15 protein-coding genes are annotated in these 24,823 nt (G+C 63.2%); 3 read left to right on the forward strand and 12 right to left on the reverse strand.

The genetic code is table 11. The annotated features are described in order from the left end of the window. Positions 1-470 precede the first annotated feature (470 nt). From BLV04_RS25080 to BLV04_RS20470, 3 genes are all read right to left on the reverse strand, one after another. Positions 471-635 (reverse strand): hypothetical protein, encoded by a 165-nt coding sequence (locus BLV04_RS25080; RefSeq protein ID WP_175534726.1) that lies wholly within the window; start codon positions 633-635, stop codon positions 471-473. Between the two features lie 479 nt (positions 636-1,114). Then, positions 1,115-2,035, reverse strand: coding sequence for a DNA-binding protein (locus BLV04_RS20465; RefSeq protein WP_175534727.1), 921 nt, complete (start codon positions 2,033-2,035; stop codon positions 1,115-1,117). A 167-nt stretch (positions 2,036-2,202) separates the two neighbouring features. Next, positions 2,203-3,141, reverse strand: coding sequence for a DUF3991 and TOPRIM domain-containing protein (locus BLV04_RS20470; RefSeq protein ID WP_093036883.1), 939 nt, complete (start codon positions 3,139-3,141; stop codon positions 2,203-2,205). Between the two features lie 535 nt (positions 3,142-3,676). On the opposite strand from BLV04_RS20470, the gene BLV04_RS20475 reads away from it, so the two are divergent. From BLV04_RS20475 to BLV04_RS20485, 3 genes are all read left to right on the forward strand, one after another. Next, on the forward strand, positions 3,677-4,150 hold the full coding sequence (locus tag BLV04_RS20475; RefSeq protein WP_217633755.1) for a tyrosine-type recombinase/integrase: 474 nt from the start codon (positions 3,677-3,679) through the stop codon (positions 4,148-4,150). 143 nt (positions 4,151-4,293) lie between these two features. Continuing rightward, the gene (locus BLV04_RS20480) at positions 4,294-5,832 is read left to right on the forward strand and encodes a leucine-rich repeat domain-containing protein (protein ID WP_093036889.1); all 1,539 of its coding nucleotides are present in this window, start codon (positions 4,294-4,296) and stop codon (positions 5,830-5,832) included. 4 nt (positions 5,833-5,836) lie between these two features. Further along, on the forward strand, positions 5,837-7,411 hold the full coding sequence (locus tag BLV04_RS20485; RefSeq protein WP_093036892.1) for a 3'-5' exonuclease: 1,575 nt from the start codon (positions 5,837-5,839) through the stop codon (positions 7,409-7,411). A 579-nt stretch (positions 7,412-7,990) separates the two neighbouring features. On the opposite strand, the gene drmB is transcribed toward BLV04_RS20485, so the two are convergent. The 9 genes from drmB to BLV04_RS20535 all read right to left on the reverse strand — a co-directional run bounded on the left by drmB (position 7,991) and on the right by BLV04_RS20535 (position 24,807). Then, a complete protein-coding gene (drmB, locus tag BLV04_RS20490) occupies positions 7,991-9,784 on the reverse strand; it encodes an MrfA Zn-binding domain-containing protein (RefSeq protein WP_217633756.1) in 1,794 nt (597 codons plus the stop codon). Further along, complete coding sequence (gene drmA / locus BLV04_RS20495) at positions 9,781-13,248, reverse strand: DISARM system helicase DrmA (protein WP_093036898.1); 3,468 nt, start codon at positions 13,246-13,248, stop codon at positions 9,781-9,783. Before drmA ends, drmB begins: the two co-directional genes overlap by 4 nt. A 69-nt stretch (positions 13,249-13,317) precedes the next feature. Next, positions 13,318-14,625, reverse strand: coding sequence for a phospholipase D-like domain-containing protein (locus BLV04_RS20500; protein WP_093036901.1), 1,308 nt, complete (start codon positions 14,623-14,625; stop codon positions 13,318-13,320). A gap of 6 nt (positions 14,626-14,631) precedes the next feature. Beyond that, positions 14,632-18,723 (reverse strand): Eco57I restriction-modification methylase domain-containing protein, encoded by a 4,092-nt coding sequence (locus BLV04_RS20505; protein ID WP_093036905.1) that lies wholly within the window; start codon positions 18,721-18,723, stop codon positions 14,632-14,634. Positions 18,724-18,729: 6 nt separating this feature from the next. Then, positions 18,730-22,044 (reverse strand): DISARM system SNF2-like helicase DrmD, encoded by a 3,315-nt coding sequence (drmD, locus tag BLV04_RS20510; protein ID WP_342721920.1) that lies wholly within the window; start codon positions 22,042-22,044, stop codon positions 18,730-18,732. Then, positions 22,029-22,652 carry a GIY-YIG nuclease family protein gene (locus BLV04_RS20515; protein ID WP_093036937.1) on the reverse strand — a complete coding sequence of 208 codons (624 nt, stop codon included), beginning with the start codon at positions 22,650-22,652 and terminating at the stop codon, positions 22,029-22,031. The genes drmD and BLV04_RS20515 overlap by 16 nt, the downstream gene beginning before the upstream one ends. A gap of 68 nt (positions 22,653-22,720) precedes the next feature. Next, positions 22,721-23,251, reverse strand: coding sequence for a BRCT domain-containing protein (locus BLV04_RS20520; RefSeq protein ID WP_175534728.1), 531 nt, complete (start codon positions 23,249-23,251; stop codon positions 22,721-22,723). 213 nt (positions 23,252-23,464) lie between these two features. Continuing rightward, on the reverse strand, positions 23,465-23,746 hold the full coding sequence (locus BLV04_RS20530; RefSeq protein ID WP_093036917.1) for a hypothetical protein: 282 nt from the start codon (positions 23,744-23,746) through the stop codon (positions 23,465-23,467). 53 nt (positions 23,747-23,799) lie between these two features. Continuing rightward, entirely contained in the window at positions 23,800-24,807 is a 1,008-nt protein-coding gene (locus tag BLV04_RS20535; RefSeq protein WP_093036920.1) for a hypothetical protein, read from the reverse strand. Positions 24,808-24,823 lie beyond the last annotated feature (16 nt).

Consider the following 24,823-nt stretch of genomic DNA (forward strand, 5'->3'; position numbering starts at 1 on the left):
TGAAGAGCACGGCATCGAGGAGGGCCTGCAGGACGGCGTTCGGATCATTCGAGATCCGCGATCAGGGCAGGGCGATCCGTTACGGGGGACGGTCAAGACGGCCATTCTCTTGCAAGGCAAGGGTCTTGATCATCGTCTCGCCCAAAACCCTATTCCAAGGATAGGCCATCACCACGCATGGCTTTGTATTTCAGAGTGTTACTTCCGGATGCCGCCCAACTTTCCCGCAGGTGGCCAAATCGATGATCAAGGCTCTTGCAAACAACGCTCGCAGCGATTACTTTTACTTGGCGTTTGAGCAGACGAAGGCTTGCGATTGCCGCCGGGGTTCCGGCGGCTTGAAAAATCTTAGCATCTCCCGCCTCCCTCGCTGTTCGGAGGATAGGCTTGCGATTGCCGCCGGGGTTCCGGCGGCTCGACAACTGCTGTTCCGGTATATCCCAGCGCTTCCCCACGACGTGCACGCATTCCTATTCTTGATGACCTTTACGGCGCGCCCTCTCCTTCCGCCCGCCTAACCGATCCCGGATCCTGATGAGCGTACGTAGCGCCTCGACATGGGCAGTGCGCTCGGCGAGGGTCGCGATGATCTCCTCCTCCTGCGCCACGCTGCGCTCCGCCCGCTCGGCGATCACCGCCTGAGCCTCGTGGAGCGCAGCATGCGCCTCCTCGCGGGTGCGTCGCTCCGTCGCAAACTCAGCGCGCAGACCTTCCGCATCGCCGCGCGCCCTGATCCAGATCCAGCTTCACCTCAAGACGCGCAGCGCCTCGAGCTCCCCGTCGAGCTTGCCGATCTCGGCAAGGCACGCTCCTGCTCCAGGTCGCGGTGTGCGGGGCGAGGGCCTCGCGCTCGCCGGTGAGCTGCCCTGCACATCCTGCCAGGCGGTCCCCCGGACCTGCCGCAAGACCGGCTCGACCGCCCGGGTAAACTGATAGGTGGCAATCTGTATGTAATAGTATGTTGTATTTTTCTACATATTATTTACAAAGTATCTCAACGACATAGACCTGAACCTGGAGACTACGGATCTGCTGCCCGATGAGGTCATCGAGGTCGGGCATCGGCTGCTCGGCCTCGCTCCACTCTCCATGCCTCGCGGATCTGGGCAACCCGTCAGGGGGACTGGGGTTTACGGGGCGCACGCGCGCCTTTGGTCGTGCTTGGGGATTCCAGGGTCGGAATGAGTGCCCGTAGATCGTCGAAGTGGGCGGTACGCTCCGTGAGCTGAGCCACCTGCACGCGCAGCTCACCCAACTGATCGCGCAGCTGCGCTGCTTGGTGTTCGAACTCGATCCTCGCCTTCCGCTCTGCCGTGGTCTGCTCCTTGGCGGCAGCCGCCTCCGACACTTTCAGCTTCACCTCACCTTGCAATTCGGCCAGCGCCGTCCGGGCCTGTGTGAGATCTGCCTGCAAACGTGTCCGCAGCTCCTCGGCGCTCTGCAACTGTCCATCCATTCGCCCCTTTTGCTCGCCTGCCGCGGCGAGTTCGCCACGCGCCGCGGCGAGTTCCGACTCCAGGGTCGTGACCTGACGCCCTCGCTCCTCGACCCGGGCCTCCAGCTCCCGACCTTTGGCAAGGACGCGCTCGATCTCCTGCCGAGCCTCCATCAGGTTGCGCTGTGTGTCGGCATGGGCCGACTGTTCCCGCTCCAGCGCCGCGAGGGTCTGCTCCAACTCCGCCGAGATCTGATCGGCCGCGTCCACCGCCTCGTTACGCTCGTTTTCGTAACGGTCGTGGGCATCCTCGAGCGCTTGGCGCTCCTCGGCGAGTTTGGCTGCATGCTGAGCAGTGGCTTCCTTCCAGACCAGGCGCCCCGCCTCCTCGAAGGCCTGTTGCAGCGAAGGGGGGATGTCGATGATCTCGGCGCGGATGCGCTCCTCTTGACGGGTCTGCCGCCAAGCCTTCAACGCCTCGCTGATGGTCGTGAAGCTGCCGCCGCCGAGCGCTTTGCGGACCGACGCCATGGTCGGATTCTGACCGGCGGCGACCAGGGCATCGGCAACCTCGATGATTTGCTCGTGGGTGATGGCCATTGTCGTAAATTGTATGTAGTATGTTGTAAAATACAACATACTACTACATACAAATTATGTCAACGACATAGACCCGAACCTGAAGACCACGCGCCCGGACCTGCCCGACGAGGTCCTCAAGGTCTTGTCAAACCGCAAAGCGATCAATCAAAGGCGGATCAGGGCGGCTAGGCCGAGGTCGGCCCCCCGCCCGCCCTCAGGACATCGTTCCAGTCCTGCCCTTCGCCGGGCTGGTCGCGGCAGATGACGAAGTCCTCCCGGCCCGTCTCGCGGGCGAGAGCCTCGATCCGGTCGGCGAGGGCGTGGCCGCCGGGATCGTTGTCGGTGGCGATCACGATCCGAGACCCCGGTCCCATCCGGCCGATGGCACTGCGGAGCAACTCCGGCTGGGTGGGGTTGAGGCTGCCTCCGGTGCTGGCATAGCGGGCGGTGTCGTCCGGATGCAGAACGGCATGGGAGAGCGCATCGATACCGCTCTCGGCGATCACCAGAGCGGTGTCGGTGCTGTTTGCCGCGGAGAACCACAGGCCCTTCTCGCCGCCGGAGGCGAAGCCCGTGAACCCGCGGTTCTTCACCTCGTAGCCGCAGGGACCCTCCTGGTCGGCATGGGGAAAGATGGCGTTGGAGCGAGAATCGACCTTGAGCTTGCCGGCAAAGCGCGGGCTGTTGAGAAAGGACGCCGGCAGGCCCCGCTCTTCGAGGTAGCGGTGAAACAGCAGGGGTTTCATGCGGGCGAGTTCGAGCAGCACACGGGCGCGGTCGCGGGAGATTCGGGCGATCTCGCGGGCGAAGAGGTCGGGTTGGGGCCGGACGACGTGACGCGCCCCGCCCAGCCACGGGCGCAGCTCCTGCCGGACCCCGCCGAGCGAGCAGTTCCGGCGCTTCTGCACGAAGTCGATGATCGAGCCGTTGTCGAGGTCGTTCTGCACCGAAAAGTAAATCCAATGCCGATCCTCGGCTCTGGCGATCACGATCTTCTCGCCTGCCCGGGTGCGCATGACGACGGAGTTCTTCGAGCTGGCTCGGCGATCGAGGACATAGCCCTGCGCCGCGGCATACTCCGAGAGATTGATGTGTGTTTTGAAGTCGTCGAGCTCTTCGTCCACGTTCGTCTCCCCTCCTCCGCCTGAGCTTCTCCTGGGCCATAAACTCCGCTTATATCTTCTTTTTCCTACTGCCCAAAGTCGTGTGAGGACAGGGGGGGACGGGGAAGCGTGAAATGCGGTTCTTGCCGTCTTGGCCGACGTCAGGAGGCCTTAAGAGAAGTCCGTAGCCGAAGGCTAGGACTCTTTTTGAAGGGCACATGGATGTGCCCGCAAGGCCGCCGTAGGGGGGGTGAAGCCAGGGATGGCGAAGGGTAGGTCTTTAAGTCCGGCCGTGTGAGTGCCGTCGTTTTTTAAGTAAGCGCGAGCTTGCGAGCGTGAGGGTTGGGGTAGACCCAACAGTCGTGTCATCAGCCGCCACTGGGCGTCGTCCCAACGCTGCTGCGGCCTGTCGAGAATCATCTGTTTTCCGACACCCATGACAAGCCGTGAAAATCGGACCTCAAACCCACGCATGGACCGCACGGAAAACCCTGTCGATAAGATATTTCTGACGGAAACCTTGGCCCGGAGGTTTTCCGTTGCGAAATGGCGGCTGATGACACGACTGTTGGGTCTACCCCATGTGGTGAAGACCGGCAAGACCCCGGTGCTCGACGCCGCGGAGGCGCGGCACCTGCTCGAGAGCATCGCCGCGGACACCCCGGCCGGCCTGCGCGACCGCGCACTGATGGTGTATTCCTTCGCCCGTGTCGGCGCGGACCTGCGCAGCGACCCCAAGGGCTGGCTGTTCCGCACCCTCGGGCGCGGCACCGGGTGTTTGAGCGAGCGTCCGCTCGCCCAGGCCAATGCCCATGCGATGATCCGCCGGCGCACCGCGGCGGCCGGGATCGCCACGCAGGTCGGCAACCACAGCTTCAGGGCCACCGGCATCACCGCGTATCTGACCCACGGCGGGACGCTCGAGCAGGCCGCGGCGCTGGCCAACCACGCCAGCACCCGCACCACCCAGCTCTACGACCGGCGGCACGGCGACCTGACGCTGGACGAGATCGGAAAGATCAGGATTTGAGACAACCGCCCCGCCGGCGCCGCGCTGCGCAGAGCCCGTTCCCGAACGGTGCCGGCCATCCCGAGCGCACTCGTCAGGTGCCTTATCCGGCCATAACGCGCCGATCGACCCACTGATGCAGAGGATGCATTTGGAGATTGCACATGGAACACGACCACAAGAAGCACCTCTTGGTCCCGCGGCCCGGTACCGACGTCGCCACGCCGGGCGGCCGCACCCGTCGCGTCATGGCGGAGGTGACCGGGGACATCCTGGCGCGTGCCCGGGCGCAGAGTCTCGGCGCGGCACGCGTTCCCGTCGGGGATTATCTGCTGCGCGCGCCCGATTATCGGCAGACCCTGCATTGGGCCGAGGCCGCGGGCCTGGCGCCGGAGGAGGTCCTGAAACGGCTCGCCTGGCCCTTGAGTTCGGTGGAATGGGCCGTTGATAAGTACATCGGCTTTGCCGTGGCGGACGGCGCCATGGTCGGCGTCGCATGGGACTTCGACGTCTTCCCTTTCATCCCCGGCAACTGGGAGTCGGGGTTGCTGATTCGTTACTTGGGTCTCAAGGGGGACTGGCCGGACACGGCCACCGCCCTCCGCCCGGTTCTGCCGAGACTGCGAACCCTACTCTGCGGTTCGCTCGGACTGAAATTGCTCGACCTCTCGCCGGTGCCCTGCTTGACCGAACTCTATTGCGGTGACAACGAGCTTGCGGAACTCGACCTCTCCCCGGTGCCGGGCCTGACCCAACTCGATTGCGGGGGCAACGGCCTCACCGAGCTCGACCTCTCGCCGGTACCGAGCCTGAGCAAGCTTGATTGTGCGTGCAACGACCTCGCCGAGCTCGACCTCTCGCCGGTGCCGGGCCTGACCGAGCTTTATTGCGGGGGCAACGAACTCGCGGAACTTGACCTCTCCCCGGTGCCCGGCTTGACCGAACTCCATTGCGAGTACAACAACCTCACCGAGCTGGACCTCTCGTCGTTGCCGCGCTTGACCGAGCTCCATTGCGGTGAAAACGAACTCGCGGAACTCGACCTCTCGCCGGTGCCGCGCTTGACCGAGCTCCATTGCGGGGACAGCGAACTCGCGGAACTCGACCTCTCGCCGGTGCCGGGCCTGACCGAGCTCCATTGCGGGGACAACGAACTCGCGGAACTCGACCTCTCGCCGGTGCCGGGCCTGATCGAACTCCATTGCGGGGAGAACGTACTCGCGGAACTCGACCTCTCGCCGGTGCCGAGCCTGAGCAAGCTTGATTGTAAGTTCAACGACCTCGCCGAACTCGACCTCTCGCCGGTGCCGAGCCTGAGCAAGCTTGATTGTGAACTCAACAACCTCACCGAACTCGACCTCTCGCCGGTACCGGAGCTGACCACACTCGTTTGCCGGAGCAACGAACTCTCAGCACTCGACCTCTCGGCGGTGCCGGGCCTGACCGAACTCCATTGCGGTCGGAACAAACTCACCGAGCTCGACCTCTCGCCGGTACCCGGCTTGATTGAACTCCATTGCGAAGGCAACAAACTTTCAGCACTCGACCTATCTCCGGTGCCGGGCCTGACCGAACTCCATTGCGGTTGGAACAACCTCACCGAGCTCGACCTCTCGCCTGTACCCGGCTTGATTGAACTCGGGTGCGACGAATTCCTGCGACTTCGCAACGCCCCGGCCGGCCTCAAGGTTATTAGCGTTTGAAATCATGGACTTCACAAACTGGATTCTCATCGACACCGAAACCTCCGGCATCAAGGCGCCCGTCTACGTGGCGGAGCTGGCTGCCCAACGCATGCGCGGCTGGACACCGGAAGGGCCGTCCTTTCGGCGCCTGCTCAACAACAATGCCGCTATCCCGCCCGAGACATCGCGCGTCAACGGCCACACCCGGGAGATCCTGGAACGCGACGGCGAGCCGCCGCTTCGTGTCTATGAAGCCTTTGCCAAATACGTCGCCGAACAGCCTCTGGTCGCCTACAACCTGCGCTACGAACTCGACGATGTGCTGCACTCCGAATGGCAACGTCTCGGCATCGAGCCCATCGGCCGTCCCGGCTTCTGCGCCCTTAGCCTGGCCCAGCGCCTGCTGGACCCGGTTCCGGCCGGGAACCACAAGCTGCAGACCCTGCGCCGGTACTACCGGCTGCCCGAGCGCGGCGCGCACACCGCGTCTGGGCATGTGGAGACGGTCGCCGACCTGATGCAGCAGGTCCTGCGGCCCCTGGCCGCGGAACGCGGCTTGGAGACTTGGGACGCCATCAGCGCGTTCGCCGCCGCGCCCTGGTTTCCCTCGCGCATCGCCTTCGGCAAGTACAAGGGGCGTCCGTTCCGGGAGGCCCTGGACGATCCGAACCTGTACGACTGGCTTGAATGGCTCGCCGGCGCCAACAACCCGCGCAGCGTGGAGATGGGTCGCTGGTACCTGGCTCAGCTGAGCGCGTCGTCGCAAGCGCTCGCGTCGCAACCCGATTCGGAGCTGGAGACGCTGCGTCGGCTGATTGCGGGCGCCCGAACCCGACTGGCGGATCTGGAGGTGGAGTACACCCAAGAGCACCACGGTGTGGAGGTGGTCCAGTCCCGGCTATTCTCCTTGCTGCGACCCCACTACGAGCGCCGGGACAGGCTGCGGTTGAAGATCCAGTACCGGCGCAAATACCTCGACGCCCTCGTGATCGAGGGCGAAGAAGAGGCCGAGGCGGTCACCCCGGAATACGAGGACGCACGCGCCGAGACCGAGCGCGAATACGCGGATGCGGCCACCCTGGCAGCCGAGAGCCGCGCCCTGAGCGACGACGAACACAAAGAACTCAAGACCCTCTTCCGCAAGCTGGTCCGCCTCTACCATCCCGACCGCTTCGCCCACGAGCCGGAGAAGCAGGAGATCCACGAGCGCCTGACCCTGGAGATCAACCAGGCCCGCGACCGCGGCGACGTCGAGCGTCTGCGGGAGATTGCCAACGACCCCAATGGCTTCCTGCTGCGCCGGGGACTGAGCAGTCTGGCTTTCGACGACCACGCGGACTTGGCCACGCTGCGGCAGCTGTACGTGACCCTTCAGGAGCGCATCCTGAACCTGTTGGATGAATTGGAACGGCTGCGCGTAAGCGGCGACTACGAACTCTTCACGCTCAGCGGGGAGCGCCCCGACTTTTTGCTGGAGATCGCGGGCCAACAAGCAGGGCAGATCGCCACCGAGATCACCGAGTTGGAGGTGGAAGCCGCGCAGCTGGCCGAGGAGATCGCGGGTTTGACCGGGGCCGAAGATCCGTTTGGAGACTAGGGTCGACCGGGGGCCGGGCTCCAGACCGACTGCGTGGACCAGCTCGCCCGATCGGCTCGAAACGGGCGCGACCGAGCAGATCGGCGCGTTGCACGGCCGGGGCCGTCGCGACAGCTTACCGGTCTACTGCCTTCGTGGCTTTGGGACTTTTGCCCCATCGTCACGGCGGCAACACGCTCGCACCTACCCGGTACGACCCACCTGCGCTGCGCTCGCCATGGACGGGGTCGCATATGTATTCGCGAGATAATGCCGTGCGGGACTTTCTGGACTGGTCCGAGTCCGTCGGCGTCGGCGAGCTCCTCGACATCGAGCCGATGCACGTCGCCACCTGGGTCGAGCTCAAGATGCGCGGCTACGAGGCGCAAAGCGTCAGGCGGCAGCTCTCGGCCCTGGGGCATTTCTTCGACTCGCTGGTCATGGGCCAGGTCCTTACCATCAACCCGGCGTCCTTCGTCCGGGGACCGAAATTCTCCTGCGCCGTCGGCAAGACGCCGATCCTCTCCCCGAACGAGACAAGGCGGCTCATCCGCGCGTTCCAAACCGATACGCTCGTCGGCCGGCGCGACCGGGCGCTTTTCACAATGCGCAAGGTCCGAAGAACTCCGCGCCCAATGCTTCCACGGTGGCGGTCACGAGTGCCCGGTCGAGGAATTCATTGCGCTGTTCGCAGGATGTTTCGGCAATCAGTAGGCAGCCGTGGCAGGCAGCTCCGTTCAACGGCTGGTGATCGTGCATGGCCGGATGATGGTAGGCGCAAACAGGATCGTTGGAGCAAAGTGCCGCCAGCTCGATGGCGCGGCCGAGATGCCTAACGATCTCCCGGCCCGCCTGCACAAGACCACCGAGGGTGCCTTCCGAATCCGGCGAGCCGGTGTAAAGCAGGATGCCGTAACATCCAGGAAGCGCATATATGCGCTCGCGCAGGGAGGATGCCGGATAGCCGCACTCCAGCGAGACCGCCGTCAGCAGCAGATGCGACAGCGAGTGAAGCAGGATGTATGGGAGGCCTGGGAAGTCGCGACTGGATTCCTCATGATCGCGCTTCCAGAGGGCGAAGCCGGCCTGGAGTACGGTTCCCCGTTCAATCACCTCGGGGCGCTTCAACCAGTCTTCGATCGCGGTGGCCCGAAACTGCAGGAAGATTCCCTCGCCGTGGTTTTCCACGGCGGGTAGCCAAGAGGCATCCGCTGCCAAGGGAGCCGATTTCACGCCCAGATCCAACTCGCCGTCGATGTCCGGTCCTATCGCTTCGAAGCGGGTGAAACCGACCAAGGCGGCGACCTCGCGCAGCCGGTGGACCAGCACGATCCTCTGAATGGACTGCGTTATGGTGCCCTGCCACTCTGTAGAGGGCAAGGCCCGCGCATAGAAGACGCCATCGGGCTGATCGACCCCCATTTCATCTTGGGCATCCGCCAGTGCCTCGAATTCGACTTCTTTGACGCTGCGCGCCGGACCGCTAGCCCCGGCGCGGATCCGGTCAATGGCCGTCAGGACTGCGTCGTCCGCAAGCCCTTCCAGGCGGGCGGCCGGGGTCGGCTTCTTGCGGACCTTCTTGAGGTCGGCGAGGGTGTCCACGTCGCACAAAAAATCCTCCCAGAGTGAGCGGACCACGTCATCAACTGGACTTCGTGTGTCCGGGATAGAGATCACCGACATGACCTGCGAGAAATAGGCGTTCGATGCCGTTCGGTTGAGCAGTCGGTTCGGCTCGCCACACGCTTCCCGATTGCCGGCGCCGAGCCAGGGTCTATCGCCGTTGCAGTTACCGAGCGCTCTCAACTGCATGCGTGCAGCCTGACTCATGGAGCGTTCCGCCCCGCAGGCACAGACGATGAAAATGGCGTCCAGATCGCCGCTGGTGCCGCGTTCTTCTACCCACATTTCCCGCTTGCACACAGCAGCGCCGTGGACGAAGGCTGGCCAGTCGATGTCGCCGATATGACCCTTGGTACAGGCACGCACGAAGCGAATCGGTACCACGCTCTTCGCCTTGCCGTCATCGTCGCGAAAACGGTCGCGGTCGAGTGCGTTGGCATGGACGAGCCGGCGTCGCCGGTACCCCGATTTGGACGTGACGGCTTCCTGGACGACATACCACTTCGGAAAGCGCCAGGCGACGATCGCCGGATGCAGCCCCTGGGGGCGGTCGTTGGCGGGTGGCGGTGCGCGGAGGGTGAGTTTCGGCCGGCCTAATTGGTCGGATAGCTTGGCGACGAGACGCGGTTCGTCGATCGGCAGGAGCTGGCTTGGGTCGTAGTTCCAATGGTCGAGTCCGGCGATCAGGACCGACGCCTCGGGGAGGTCGACCATTGCCCCCGGTCCGAAGGTGGTGATGAGTTGACTGGCGCGTAGCGTGGGCTTCTTCATGACCGCTCTCTCCATTCATCCAACTGGCGGATATCGAGTTCCACGCTGGGCTCCACGTCGCGCATCGAGCGATTGGCCCGGAACCGCTGCTGAATCGACGGCAGCGCCAGCAGTCCGGGGTCGAGCATGTCATAGAGCAAACGTTGCGCGCCCGGCGGTTCCCACTGCTGATACTGGAGCCGGGTGTGGGTCGCCTGCATCTGGTTGGCGATCTCGCCCCAATCATCGAGCAGGCCCTCGCAGGTGCTCAGCACCTGGTCGTGCAGCCGTTGGGCCTCGGCCGGATCCTTGTGTCCGTCATGGGTAAGGGCGCGTTCGGCGAAACAGTCGGCAACAGCCTGAAGCGCATGGCGGTGTGCCTGTATCTGCTCGGCCCCATCTGGGGGCGTCATCGCCGCCAGGCCCTGGCGAGCGAGCGAGACCAGGGCGCCGACCAGGGCGCGATCAAGGGCGCGCGGCGAGAAGGGCGTAACGCTGGTGGCTTCGACGGCCCGATAAAAGGTGGCGTGATAGCCACCGAAGCGCTCGTAGTGCGAGCGGTCGCGCGATTTGTGGATGTTGAGGAGGGTGACCACCAGACCGGGCCGCGTGGGATCTCGTCCAACCCGACTGGTAGCCTGGATGTATTCGGCGCTGGTCTTGGGCTGTCCCAGCACAACCATCAGACCGAGCCGGATGATGTCGAGACCCACCGAGATCATATTGGTGGCGAGAGCGACATCGACCCGCTCTTTCTCCTGGAAACCTAGGGACAATTGGCGTTTGGTTGCCGCGACCTCGGCGGTGGAGACCCGCGAGGTCAGTTCCAGCACGTCGTAGGCGATGTTGCGATGGACGAACAGACCATCTTCGGGCTCCAGCCGGCGACGACGCCCATACTGCGAGAGTCGCGCCCGTACCTCATCTTCGACGATCCGACGTGAGCCTCCTAATTCGCGCAGACTGTTGAAGTAACCAAGCAGTGTCATGTAGGGATCCGCCGGGTTTGGCGACGCCTTCTTACCTCCGGAGGCGTCCCAGAGCCGTTGCCCGGCCGACAGGAGGGCCAGGGCCGAACGCAACAGCATGACCTTGAGGCTGCGTCCCTGGGCGGCAACGCCGACATAGAGGCGGGCCGGCACCTCGGTCGACGGCTTCGTTACGGCAAAGAATGAGTCGCGCCGGTCGGGACACGGCGGCGGAAAGACTTCGACCGCAGGGCGTCCAAACAGCGCGCGAATCTGGCGATCGGCGCGCCGCACGGTCGCAGTGCTGGCGATAATCTTGGGACGTACGGTCTGGTCGGCGATCGTCCAGCTCGACAGGGCGTCGATGGCTGTCTCATAGAGTCCGGCGATGGTGCCCAGTGGGCCGGAGATGAGATGCAACTCGTCCTGGATGATCAGATCTGGTGGCGGCAGGCGGCCCCCGAAGGATTGGCCAAGAGTTGAACAAGGCCCGTAGAAACCGTCCTTGTCGAAGCGTTCGATGCGTCCAAACAAGGCTCCCGTCTCACCGGTCCAGGGCAGACTGGCAAACTTGTCCACCGTAGCAATCAGCAGCCCCGGCAGGCGTCGATAAATCGGCTCATCGACCGCGATGATAGGCAAGGCGCGAGCCGACGAGAAATCGCACTCGTGGTTGAGGCAGCGAACCTCTAGGTTGACCGGCTTATTAGGATTGGGGGCTAGACGAAACGAGTCCGGCCCCAATTCGGCGCCACACCAGGGACAATTTTCCAGCGGGATCGGGCGCGGATAGCGGCGGTGATCGCGCTTGTAGCGCTGCGTCTTGATATAGGCCGTGTCGTCCTTGCCAGGACCATCGTAGCCTTTGTGTCCAATGCGATTCGGGGTGGCCGCTTTGCCGACCCAGAGTCCGATCTCGAACGGCCATGGTCCCAGACGGGCATCGGCCTCACGCTCCAGTTCCAGGGCGCAAATCAGGGTCGCCGCGCGACCCATCTGATCCAGGGTCAGCAGGCGCAGAGTGTAACGCATCAACACGCTGACGCCCGCGCCGCGCAGCCCCGGGTTGCGCAGTCGGCGTAGCAGCAGGATGAAGGCTGCGAGCCCCAGATAGGCTTCGGTCTTGCCGCCGCCGGTGGGGAAGAACAGCAGATCGACGACCTCGCGCTCGGCGTGCAGCGGATCGGCCATCCCACGCAGTGTCAACAGGATGTAGGCGAGCTGAAATGGGCGCCAGCGGGGTGCGGCAACGGTGGCGGGCTGCGTCCCCGCGGACTGCGCTTCACGGCGCCGGGCAGCCGCCGCCATCGTCCGATTGGCGAGTCGGAACGCGGTCAGGATCTCGGGATCGGCCAGCAGGGCAATGCCGGCCTCGATGCGATCGGACGCCTGCTCGGCGGCTTTCAACAGTTCCGTGGCAGTGATGGACCGCTTCTGATTCAGTCCCTGACATTTCTGGCGTTGGACCGTGATCCAGTCCCGATACTGGCTGACGAGCGGACCCAGTTTGGCGTGGGCATCGGTAACATTGGCCAGGTCCGCCAGTGCTTCCATGCCGAGTTCGACTTGGGGGGTCGGCGCCGGCTCGACGCGCTCGACCTCCGCACTGGGGAGCCAGTCCGTGCGTGCCTCGAAGCAGCGATCCGCCTCGGCGAGGATTGCCTGTGCCGCGACGCCGTGTCCCACCGCGTACTCATGGACATCGCGGTACTGTAGATCACCCACCCGCGCGTCCCACTCTTCGGTAAGTTCGCCATTGCCTAAGCCGCGCAGATCGGGCCGTGCTACGAAGGGCAGTTGAGATTTAAGGACGAGGCCGGCCTGGAAGGCGAAGGCGCGGTAGCCATGATCCGGATTAGGTTGGCGCTCGTTGACCAGAAAGACCGAAACCGAGCGCGTCCCCACCGGGAGTCCGGTGGCAGCGGGTACCGAGCGGCAAGTGACCACCAGGATCAGGCCACGGCTTTGTGGCACTGGTACTTCGACCGGCTCGGCGCCGACACGCGGGAGAAGGATGGCGAGGGTTCGCGAACAGGGCGCGCGCCGGTAGCCTCTCGGGGATTGAGGTGGTGTTGCCGCTCCCCCCCGCGCCTCTGTCGCATGCTCCTCGCCCTCGGCTGGGAATTCCTGCTCGGGCGGCGGCTCATCCTCCGCCCCCTCGTAGACATACTCGCCCCAGACGACCTCGGCCTCCAGTCGTTCCGCATCCGGATCCACGAGGACCGAGAGACCCAGCGAGGACGGCAGATAGCTCTTGACCGCCGCCACGCGGTCAGGTGGCGCGCCGTCATCCGCTTCGGCATCTTCGCCGGAGTCGATTTCATCGGCGGCCTGGGGATCGGTGCGCTGCTCCTCGGGGGCGTGGCGCGGTACCAGAAAGCCGGTCAGATACCAGCGGGTCGGTGATTCCGGAAGTAGTTCGTTCGCAAATGCGTGGTCGTTATCCGGACCAACGAGATCAAGGCGCAGGGCTTCCACCAACCCGGACCTAACATCCAATGATTGCATTGTCGACATAGCAGTCGCCGCTACTCCCCAAGTGAATCTGCAAGCGTCTAAAGGGACCGTTTCAACCGAAAGCCTTGCTTAACCTCGTCCTTGGTGCATCAACTCCTCACGCGCTCTCCCTGCAAGATCGGAGAAGGCGTCATCCAGATTCACGTTCTGCCCTTCAAGATAAGAAGCGATCGTCAGCTTTAGTCCCTTCGGATTACGTACAACCGACACACGGTCACGCACACCCTTGAACATCTTCAAGACGAGAGAACGATTCGCTGAATCCAGCACGTCTGGAACCTTTTCGTAATTGATAATATTGAGTTTTACGGCCTCTTTATCGTCCCGAAACTGACGTACCCTGTCGTGCCATCGATCGACAACATTCTCAGTTTCTTCAATATAGCCTTCCCGGAAGTAGCCCGACACCTCGTCACAAAGTATCCGCTTCGTGTCTGCCAATTGCTTGTCGTTGGCGATACGCTTGATCTCGTCAACGTACTTACATACGTCACTCACCAGCCTTTCATCAATAACAGCTGCGACACTTTGGGGCACCCATCGGCCCAACAGGGTATCGACGCTATAATATGCCCAGAACATGCGGGGGAAGACCCTTCCTACATTTTCGAACACTTGGTTAAGTTGGATTGGTTCTCTCGATACAGTTTCTCGTTTAGATTCATAATCTGAGAATGGATTGTCGGACCTTATACTGGCGTTCCTACCCGCTTCGGTCAGGGTCAACGTGAACCTCCCGACGCTGCTCAGAGTGCTCGTCCATTTGTGATAGAAGACACCGCTTCCGAATAGCTCCAGAGCCACCATTAGATCAGCGTGACGCTGATCGTATTCCTTCGGCGGCCGGCGCTCGTTCTCAAGCGACTTTGCGATGCAGCTCACCTCCTCTAACAAATCCGCGTCTTGGGACACATGAAGAAACTCGACATTATGGTTTCGAACTAGGCCAAGCCCGCGCTTGGTCAGATTGCCTGACGTTAGTACAACGAAACCCTTCCGCCGGTTAGAGTCGTCTCTAGGGCCGATGAGTGCATAGCATTTCGCATGGAACAGCTTGCCGCCGAACCAGGCGGGGGCAATCGTTACCCGCTTAATCAAACCGGTCCGATCCCGAACTAGACGCTTCAACTCATTTCGATCAATACGTTGTTTCGCCCATTCACCCGCATCGACGAACAGAAGAACGCGAGCGAGGTGTCCACCTTGCTTGATAATGCTGCTCTGGACCGCACTGATTAATTCGTCGATAGCGTCTCGGTCGATATAGCATGTGAAGGCGACGAATGTTCTTTCTTCATCATTTGCGGTCGTTTTCTCGATCGCATCCTTAATGTGTTGCAAAAGTGTTGCGGTTTCCTCATTGACCAAAGAGGCCATAGCCCATCACTCCTCTCGAAGCCCCAGTTCAAGATTTAGGCAACCGGAAGATCGCTTTGCCGAGCCCCGCTGGGATTTTGCCGCTGGACTGCTCAGTCCTGCGCTCGCTTCTTCTGCCGCGCGTTTGGCATTCAGGGCGAGCAGGCGGGCGAGGACTTCGTCGCGGACGTCGTCGGGCCAGCGCAGGCGCCAGGGTTTCTTCTTGCGGCGTCCACTGGAGGTTTCGTCGTCCTCCTCGTCGTCCCAGTCGAGCAGGAATTCGCAGTCGGTGGGGAGGTCGGTCCAGCCGTAGGAGTCGAGCACAGCGCGGTCCATGGCGGCGTGCAGCTCGCGCAGTCGCAGGATGGCGGGTGCGGTTTCGTTCGGGTCGTGGAAGCGGTTGTAGGTTTTGGTCAAGCCCTCGTTGTTTTGGACCATCAGGGCGGCGCGGAAGGTGTGATAGGCGAGGCCGGCGGATTCGAGGGCGGGGTTGGTGCGCCAGTTAGGTGGGAAGGGGAAGGTCTCGAAGCAGTCGGAGGGATTGTAACGAAGGTCATCCTTCATCGACGACCCAAAGAAGCGTGACCAAATTTCATGCGGGCGGGCTTGGAGGCAGCAGGTAGTCGCTTGATTAAAAAAAGGAAATACAATCAGGGACTCTGCGAACACCGATGAAGATGCCATGAAAGTAGTAACCCACTGAGGCTGGTGGCGGCAGATGACCAACACCCGCTCCAGCCCGCGAATTGCTTGCTGCAACTCCCCTCGCGTCCGTAGAAACAGCCACCATTTCTCCTTGCCAATCTTGTCGTTAATCTTTAGCCGCTCCGGCTTTACCCTCTGCTCGATAATCTCAAGCAACTCTGGCCAATCCGCTGCCACCGGCTCGGGATAATCGAGTGGCACGATGCCGGTGCGTAGCCAGCGGCTGCGTTGCGTGATGTCGGCACCTGCCCAGCTTGCACCCACGTCCTCCCGACGCAGCGGAAAATCGGCAAAGTTGATGACATAACGATGATGGTCATGGGTCGGCGAGTCGTTGACCTCCTCGCCGCCGATGTAGGGAAAGATGCGCTCGGCGTTACGCGGATTCCGTTCGATCAGCCGCCGCATGTCGGCCAATGACGAGGCGACGCCCTTGGTATCGGTGTCGTCGAAGGTGAAGCCCATACCTAGCACGATGCTGCCCTGAAAGCTCTTGTCGGCATTGGCCTCCAGCCGCGCCGGATCCTCATCGCCGCCGGCATGGAAGAGATAGGCGCTGATGCGCTCGACGGCGCGACCATCAAGGATCGCTGATGCTTTCTCCCTTACTCCAGTTGCTCTCCCACTGGGAGAGGGGCTTTTTTTGATGTGGACGACACTGACTACAACCGCCGCCTCACCCGGCCATTTGTAACGCTTGCGCGCCCAATAGATCGCCCCGCCGTGGGTGCAAATCCAGCGCAATCCGGTCGAGCGTGTATCGCCCTGGCCGATGGTGTTCGTGGCGATAAGGCCGAAACAGCCGTCCGGGCGCAGTAGATCGAAGGCACGGCGGAAGAAATGCGCCACCAGATCGGCGTTGCCATGCGCGCCGGGGTGCATTCGCTTGAGCCAGTCGAGATAGCCGGCGGTATTGGCGCCGATCAGGGTGTTCTTCCCGGCAAAGGGGGGATTGCCGACGATGGCATCGAATCCGCCTTGAGCACTCTGGAACACCTCGGGGAATTCGATTTCCCAGTGAAAAGGGACAAACGGGTGCTCACTGCTGCGTAGGATGTAACTGGGTTTGGGTAAATTGAGCAGGTCGTTGGCGCGCAATCGCTCGGTCAGTTCCGCGCGCAGCGAGTCCCGCTTGATCTGCCGCACCTTGTCTTTATCGGCGCTGAAAAAGGCCGCCACACTCAAATCGCCGATCAAGCGCACCAATTCCAGTGACTCATCGGCAACGGCCAGCTTTTGCGCCTTCAACGAAGTTGTGAGGTCGTCGCCGCTGTCGATAATCACGCGCCGTGCCTCGGTCGCGGCGACCAGCCGCCGTTCGATCAAATCATCATCGAGGGCACGGTCTTTTGATGGCTCCCAGTTGAAGGCTATGATCTGCCGTCGGTTCAACCCAAGCAGCGAATCACCGGCGCGGATACTGTGATCGAGGAAGGTGAAGGGATGATCGCGAGCAAGGGTCGCCAGCCACAGCGAGAGCTTGGCCAGGTCAGCGGCCATCGGGTTCTTGTCGACCCCATAGAGACAGCGTTGGGCGACCAGCCGGCGGGCGAGCAGGACCTCGTCCTCGTCGGGCGGGATCGGCGGCAACTGGCCGTGATGATGCCAGGCGCTGACGAGCGCCTCGCCGAGCGCGCGGCAGGCGGCGACCAGAAAGGCGCCGGAGCCGACGGCGAGATCACAGATCTTGAGGTTGAGGATCTGCTCGGGCGTCGGGTGCTCCCCGAGCTGGGCCAGCACTGGCGCCAGGGTGCGCGTCACGATCGGCTCGGTGAGGGTGCGCGGGGTGTAGTGCGAACCGCTGCGACGGCGCTCGTCCGAGGGTTGTAGGGTCATCGCACCCTGGGCGACGGGACTGGGAGTGGCGCCGCGATGGATGCGCCGCTCCAGGGCGGCGAGCAGGTCATCAAGGTTGGCGGCCTCTTTCAGTGCCTTGGTTGCCTTGACATCGAGCTTTTGATCAGCGGTGTCGTTTAGCCACTTGGCCCGGTTGGAAGGCTTCTGGGCCAGTAACGCCGCCAGATTCACGGCTGGCGGCGCGCCATGCTTCTTGGGCGGCTTAAGCGCGATCGTCGGGCCGTGTGCTACCTCCAGCCGGAAGCCCATTATGGCCTCGTAGACGCTGCCGATCTGCTCGACGTCCAGGGTGCGGTAAGAGAGCCGTTCGCCCTTGAGCATCAGCAAGCGGTCGAGGACGTGGTAGAGGGTGCCGTCGGAGACCAGTGGGATGGACGATGATGTTTGCGGGTCGGATTGCGCGACACGACCCTCGAGGAAGGAAAAACGCTCGGGATCGAACAAATAGCCATGACGTGCGGGCATTTGGAGCTGGGGGTGGCGGCAGCCGCCATGCACTGCGCGGAACAAAGCGAGCAGGCGCGGCCAGGCGCCATAACGGTGGTCGAGGGTATCGGGATAGTTTTGGGCGTCGGTGCGCAGCTTCTCGAATAGGCCATGGACCGAATAATGCTGGACATAGAGCGCCGAGCCGGGCATTAGGCCCCGGTCCTCGGCGTAGAGCAGGAAAACTAGGCGTAGCAGGACGTTCAGCAGGCCGCCATAGACACTATCGGGATCGTGGGCGAGGACATCCTTGAGAAGTGCGCCGCTAGTGCGCTCATCGGCGGCCTGGAAGCCACGCAGCAGGTCATACAGGGCCTCCAGCACCTGGCCGGCGAGTTGCGTCGAGACGGTACCCTGGTACTCGCGGCTCTTGGCGAGCACGGCGGGCAGGCGCTCACCAACCGGTCCGGCCAACAGGCGCGAGCGTTTGAGAAGCATATGACAGGCGCCGAGGATGGGACGCCCGGTGATCTCGGTCATGGCCTGGACCGGGAACGTCAGGCTCCCGGCATTCTCGCCACGTGGGGCATACATCAGGCGCAGCTGGGTGCCGTTGGCGAGTAGCCCTATGGGGATCTGGGTCTCGCGCAAGAGGCGCTCAAACCGGCGCGTTGGGGAGGCGGACCAACCTCGAGGGTCGCCGGTTACGGCGGCGTCGAGGTCGGTGCCCAGCGGAAGCGACTGGATCAGCAGCAGCCAGGAGTGTTCAGCATCTTTGGGTTTGGCGTCGGCCAGCGCGGCGCTGGGTACCAGGGTCTCGCCGAACTCGCGCAAAGGGACCGTGAGGCACTCCGACAGTGGGCGGACGGGGTTGAATCCGTGCAGCAGGGTCTCGGGCCACTCAAGGACATCGTGCAGAAATGCCGCCAGATCGGCGATTACGGGAACCGGGTCGCCGTCGCCTATCCGCTGCTCGGTGACACACTCCAGGAAGCGTTGCTGCTCGACGCGGACATCGCGCGGTAGGATCACTTGCAGATCGACCAGCGCGGCTGGGGAAACAACCAAGCCGTCGGGCTGCAGATAGCCGAGCCAGGCTTGGTGATCGCGGAAGACGGGTTCGTTGGACACGGCAGCTTACCCCGTCACCGGCCAGAGATAGGCGATCCCGACCGGCTCGAGACGATGAGACGTCGGGGTGTAGAATTCGAGGATGCGTGCGGGTTCGCGCTCCAGTTCCTGATCCACGCCTTCCAGCCAGCGCTCCCAGTAGCGGCGGTTGGATTCTGCCTGGCGGATCTCTTCCTGCGGGGCCTCGTCCAGATCCAGCGTCATCTGGATCGGTTTGCCGAGTGCATCGGCGACCCGGCGGCGCTGGTCTTCCAGAATGTTCGTCAGGCTACCGGATTCCACTCGACCCCGGTTGATCAAACCCTGTTCAGCCTCGTCGCGGGCGAGTTGGCCACGTGCCTCAAGGAAGGGCAGCAACTCCTCAATGTCCTGCGCGAGGGAAGCGAGCAGTCGTTCGCGCGTGACTGGCGAAATCTGTCCGGCGGCATCAGGATTGGGCCGCAGTGCTTTCTCTAGGAGTTCCAGGGTGCGGTTCTCTGTGTCGCGGGCATAGGGTGTCAGTCCCTTGGCACGGCGCTCGGGTTCGATCCAGCGGGCGGCGATCGGGATCAACTCCTCATGCAGGCGCACGGCGCCACGCCCATAGAGCGCGAGCCGGCCGAGCAGAACGATTCGGGGCACTGCGTCTTCGGTCTGCGCCAGACAGGCGCGCGAGAGATCGTGATGGACGAAGCCTTGGGCAGTGAAGCGTCCGAGCAGCCGTTGCACCACCCGATGTTCCAGATGAAGCTGCACCACGTCGTCATCGATCCCCTCGGGGGCGGCGAATACCACGGGACGGATCGGCGAGGAGCGGCGCCAGGTGAAGCCCCGCACGCCGTCATCCGGAAGGACGCGCAGGGTATCGAGCGTATTGGACCAAGTGGGATCAGCGCCGCGCCGTATTTCGAGGTTCGGGAAGACCCATCGATGCGGCTCGCCGGGCGGTGATTGGGATGGACTGAGTGGCTCGGCCCCGAGCATTTCGAGCGAACAGGATAAGGCGTCCCGGAAGGACTCCATGTCCAAGCCGATCCATTTGCGGGCGTCGTTGATGCGACCGCGCAAGGTGTCGATCTGCTTGCGCAGCGTGTCCTGACGCTCGCGGGCGGTCTCCAGTTCCTCGTCGATCGTGGCTTGCTTGCCGGGATCGAGGCCAGCGTTGTCGATCTCCTGGGCGATCCGCGCGGCGTCGCGGCGTCTGATACCAGGCTTGAGAACGGTCGCAAGGCGAGCCGAGATCACAGGAGAGAGGCTGCCCAACTCCTGGCTGATGGTCTCGGTCTTGCGCACCAACGCGGCGAGCACCCGATCCTCGGGTCGCTGGACATAGACGAAGTAGTGACAGTAGACCTCCGGATTGGGTTGAAGCTTGCGGTCGATTCGGCCGTTGCGCTGCTCCAGCCTGGCGGGGTTCCAGGGCACGTCGAAATGGAATAGGTTCCAACAATGGGCCTGGAGATTGAGTCCCTCGCGCGCGGCGTCGGTGGCGACCAGGATGCGCAAGGGATGCCCGGTCGGCGGCTGATTGAAGGCTCGCTTGATTGCCTCGCGCTTGTCTGGTGGGGTGGGTCCGTGGAACACCTCGATACGGTGCTCGGCCAGGGGTGTCCCTGCGATTGCGCCGCGCAACATGTCCAGCAGATAGCGCTTGGTGTCTTCGTACTCGGTGAAGATGAGCAGCCGCAGATCGGTCCAGGGGGCGTCCAGATCAAGTGAGGGCTGTCCCGGCAGCCGGGCACCGGGGCACAGATGGTCACGAATCCAGTCGATCAGAAAGCGTACGCGGGTATCGGGTTGGCCCCGCGCTGCTTCAGCGATTGCGGTCATCTCATCCAGCAAGGCGCGCTCGTTGGCGATCTGACCAGGCTGACCGTCGCCAGCAGTGGCGCGTGTAGCGGCCTCAATGGCTGCCTCGGTTTCGTGGGCCTGGTCGTCCTCCGTCTGTTGAGAGCGGTCGTCGTCGGCGTCGGGCGTCTCGGTGAGAAGGTCGAGTGCCCGGTGGGCCGCAGGAGCGGACTGCTGCGCGGGAGCTTCGCCCGCCCACAGCCGCTCCATCGTCTGGCGGTGTACCTTGAGGGTGCGGGCAAAGGCTTCGATCGAGGAGAGTAGGCGCTGTTGCAGCCCGGAGACCAAAAGCGCTGCTTCGGCTTGCTGGCGCCGGGTCGCCCCGGCATAGCGTGTTTCGCGGGCGGTCCGGTAGTCTTCCAACAACTGGGACAGGCGAAGCTCCGGCGCATCAGCGGGGAGCCCCTGCAGATCGATCTGGACCACATTGCGTTTCGGGAAACCGCCGCTAATGGCGCGGATGTCCTCCTTGAGCCGCCGAACCATGGCCTCGTCCAGACGCGATTTAAGTACCTTGACTCCCCGGGTGAAGCGGTGTGGATCGAGGATCTCAAGCAGGGCGCTGAAGCTGTTGGAGTGGCCATTGTGGGGTGTCGCCGACAAGAAGAGACGATGCTCGAAGCGCGGGGCGAGATCGCGGATGGCGCGGGTGAAGCGCGAGTCGATTGCATAGCGGGACCCACTGGCCGGGGCTGCGTGGTGCGCTTCGTCGAAGATGAAGAGCGAGCCCGAGCGGAGATGGTCCAGCCAGTCCCGCAGGGGGCCTGCGTACGTTTCGTCTATCAGCAGGCGGTGGGAAATCAGAAAGCGCGGAAAGGTGGTCCAGGGATTGACGCCATAGCCGCGTTCCTGGCGGATGCGCTCGACATAGGCCCGGTCGAGGATCTGGAACGTAAGCCCGAAGCGCGTCTCCAACTCGTCCTTCCACTGGTAAAGCATTGAGGGTGGACAGGCGACGACGATCTCTCGCGCGCGGCGGCGTAGCAGCAGTTCGCTGGCGATGAGCCCGGCCTCAATGGTCTTGCCGAGGCCCACGTCGTCGGCGATGAACAGATTGACACGTGGCAGTCGCAGCGCCTTCCGCAAAGGCTCCAGTTGGTAGGCATCGATACGGATACCAGCCCTAAAGGGTGCCTGGAATAGGTTTGGATCGGTGGCGGTTACGCAGTTCCACCGCAGAGTATGCAGAAAGGCCCCGAAGAACCGGGGATTGTCGAATCCCTTCTCGCCGAGGTTCTGCCAACCTTCCGCATCGAGAATCTCTACGTCGAGCTCCAAGCCCCAAACGATCTCAAGCGGCTCTCCCTGAGCATCGTCGTCCAGGCAGAACGCACGCACGACGCTCAGTGCCGGGTCGCCCCCGGCTTCTTCAACAGACTCTACAATATACGTTCGAGTACGAACGCGGACAGTTTGCCCAGGCTTTGGTGAACCGTCGGGCTGAGACGTTACTTCCGAGAGCGCCATGCGCGTTTCACCTATTTGACCTGACATTCCGGGTGCTCATCACCTTCAGGGTTAGCAACCGACCTTGCGCTTGCCTCGCGCTTTGCGCACTTCCGCAAAGCTCGCAACGTCGGGTAAAAAAGATGCCCCCGATTCATGTCCAGATTCAACGGCAACGACAGCCCCGAAATCAGCCGCTCCTCCAACACCCAAGGCGCCGGATCCACAACCCAGGTCACAAACGCGTTCTCCGCCATCCATCCCGACAGCGTCATCTCCCCATCGGCAAAGGTCATCCGCTTACCGCTCCCGACCCGCCGCAGCTCGATCCCCAGAGTCTCCGAGAGCAGACACCCAAGTGTGAGCCGAAGAGTCGAGCCCTCTGCATTGCCGCGGTAGTGATAGCGAACGCGATCGACGAGCCGCTGGGTGCTGGGACGAGCGCCGTTCGTCGGCGGCGCCTTCGGGGCGATACCGATGTAGAGCAGCGTGAGATTTCTGCAGCGATGACAGTCGGCAGTCGGCACGCCAGGCGGGATGTCGCGGAAATACCAGGCGTAGACTCCCGGCTCGCGCGGAACCGGCGAGGGTGAAGCGAGCACCTCGGTGCGTGACCAGAAACGGGCGGGGGCAAGGAACTCGCGCGGCAACGTCATGCCGTCAAACCCGAACACAACCAAAGCCGGAACCGGCCGACCTGACGATCAGGATGCACGCGCTTGGCTCATCCATTGAGTGTGAGCCGTGACACCGTCTCGTACCAATGCTCCTCACCAACCAGCGCGATCGGATGCCCGCGTTCGCGCATCGCGACCGCGCTTTCGATCTTGCGGCCATGGGTCGAGTGGATCCAATCACGACTGCCGATGGAGCCAATGACCACGATGTTGGTCTTCAGGGTCGGCGCCGTGCAGATTTTTGCGCCAAGCGAGCGGACCACCTGCTGGACCTGGTTACGCGTGCCGCAAGCGAACTTGCCGGTGAAGCAATAGGCCCAGCCATCGAAGGTCAACGTCGGTGGTGGGACGTCGAGAGGCAGGGCAGTCGACATGCCGGCGGCCGATTCACCGACGATCGGTGCCCCAGTCAAGTCCAGCAAGGTGGCGAGCAAGTCGCGCTCCTCGTCGGAATCCATGACGCCGTCGGCCAAGACCTCCTGAATCCGCTTGTAGAGCACTACCGCGGGCCACTGGTCAGCGATATGGCGATGTCGATCAAGCCAGTCGGCGAGGAATCGCACCTCCGCTTCGGCCAAGACGCCATCGGCGAGAATGCCTCGACAGAGCCCGATGAGCTCGTCGATACCTCGATCGCTCAAGCGCGATTGACTGAACCGGCTTGGTGGTTGGCCATGTTCATCCTTCATGCCACGACTCCCTCTCGATGCATCATCCTGGTTGAGCTGTTCCCACTGTGAGCGCCCATTGTGCGCCTGCAGCCGGGTTCCTGCGATGTCGGCGTCGATCGGTCACGGACATCTCCGGCCATACCGTTCCACGCACGCATCAAGTATGGCCTTCGCCGTTCGCCGAATCCGCTCCCGAAGACCGAAGGTCGCCGCGGCGCGTTCGAAGCGCTCCATCAGGGTCCGCTTCGGATAGAGCGTCAGGTGCACCGCCATCTCGGCATCCGCATGGTCACGGTGATCGTGACCGGTCACCGGGAGTCTGAGGTAAATCAGCAAAGTGCCGAGCTGGTGATTCGGCGCCTCGGGCCGGGTGCGCCGGGACTGAAGGGTTACCGTGCTCATCGGCGCGAGGGTTGGCGATGGCCGGCAGGATGGCAAGGGGCGACCGGGCGAGATCAAGGATTCGCCCCGAGCGAATACTGCAGCAGCTCAATCACACGTCGGCCGCCTCCTTTACCGGTGGTGACCGACTTAACGCTGCGTTTTACCTCAGGCACGTACCAGGAGACATCGGTGCCGGGGATGCTCTCCCCGGAGCTTGGGTCGTAGAGTTCCGTTCGGAGGCTGACTTTGATGGCGCGGAAGGTCCCGGCTGGAACGGTGACCACGTCCCAGTCTTCGACCACGCCCGCGACCGTATGGGTGCGGACGGCGCCCGTGCGGATATCGGTCTCGGTCGTGGTCTGCTGCCAGGTCTTGCCCGGAAACAGCGGAAAGTCGTAGTACTTCAGCGGCGGGGCATAGTCCCGCCCGGAGCCGTCGGGGCTGCGGCTCGCGAGCAGATTCCACTGCCGATCGAAGCGCAACGTCCGCGGCTTTGCATTCTTTCTTTCGAGACTAAGCGACGATAGGACCACGTTCGGCGCGATCGCCGTGACGGTGCGGCGTGTCGTCAGGCTTGCTGCGGAATCGTCCGGGTTCTTGGACGCGTAGACGTAGGTGTCACCAACCCGAATCGGCGGAGGACCGACCTGCCCATGTTGACCCTGCGACGGCAGATGGCGCTGGGGCTGAGCCTGCTCCCGTAGCGGCGGGTCCCGCAACTCGGGCGTTGCGGGCGGCGGCACCGGCGACGCGATCAGCGACACATAGCTGACCTTGCCCTCCGAGAACGCGACTTCGCCTTCGGCGTAATGCCAGAGTTCGGCATCCGGCGGGATGACCTCTTTGCGCAACGGTTCGCCGCGGGCTTGCAGCACCTGCGGCATCGTCATGTCCTTCAGCACCGTGCCGGCTTGGATCGCCGCGACGATTTCGGCATCAGCATCCGCACCGGCGACCTCCGGCGCCGCCGGCGCATTGCCCGGATCGGCGCCAAGCCCATCCGTAGCCGATGGCGGCGCTGTCTCCTCAACGGTCGCCACGACCGGGCCAAAACCGAGCAGCCCGGCCACCAGCAACAACGCCAGGGTGCTGGGC

This window comes from Thiocapsa roseopersicina, assembly GCF_900106925.1.
In the GTDB taxonomy this organism is placed as follows: Bacteria; Pseudomonadota; Gammaproteobacteria; order Chromatiales; family Chromatiaceae; genus Thiocapsa; species Thiocapsa roseopersicina.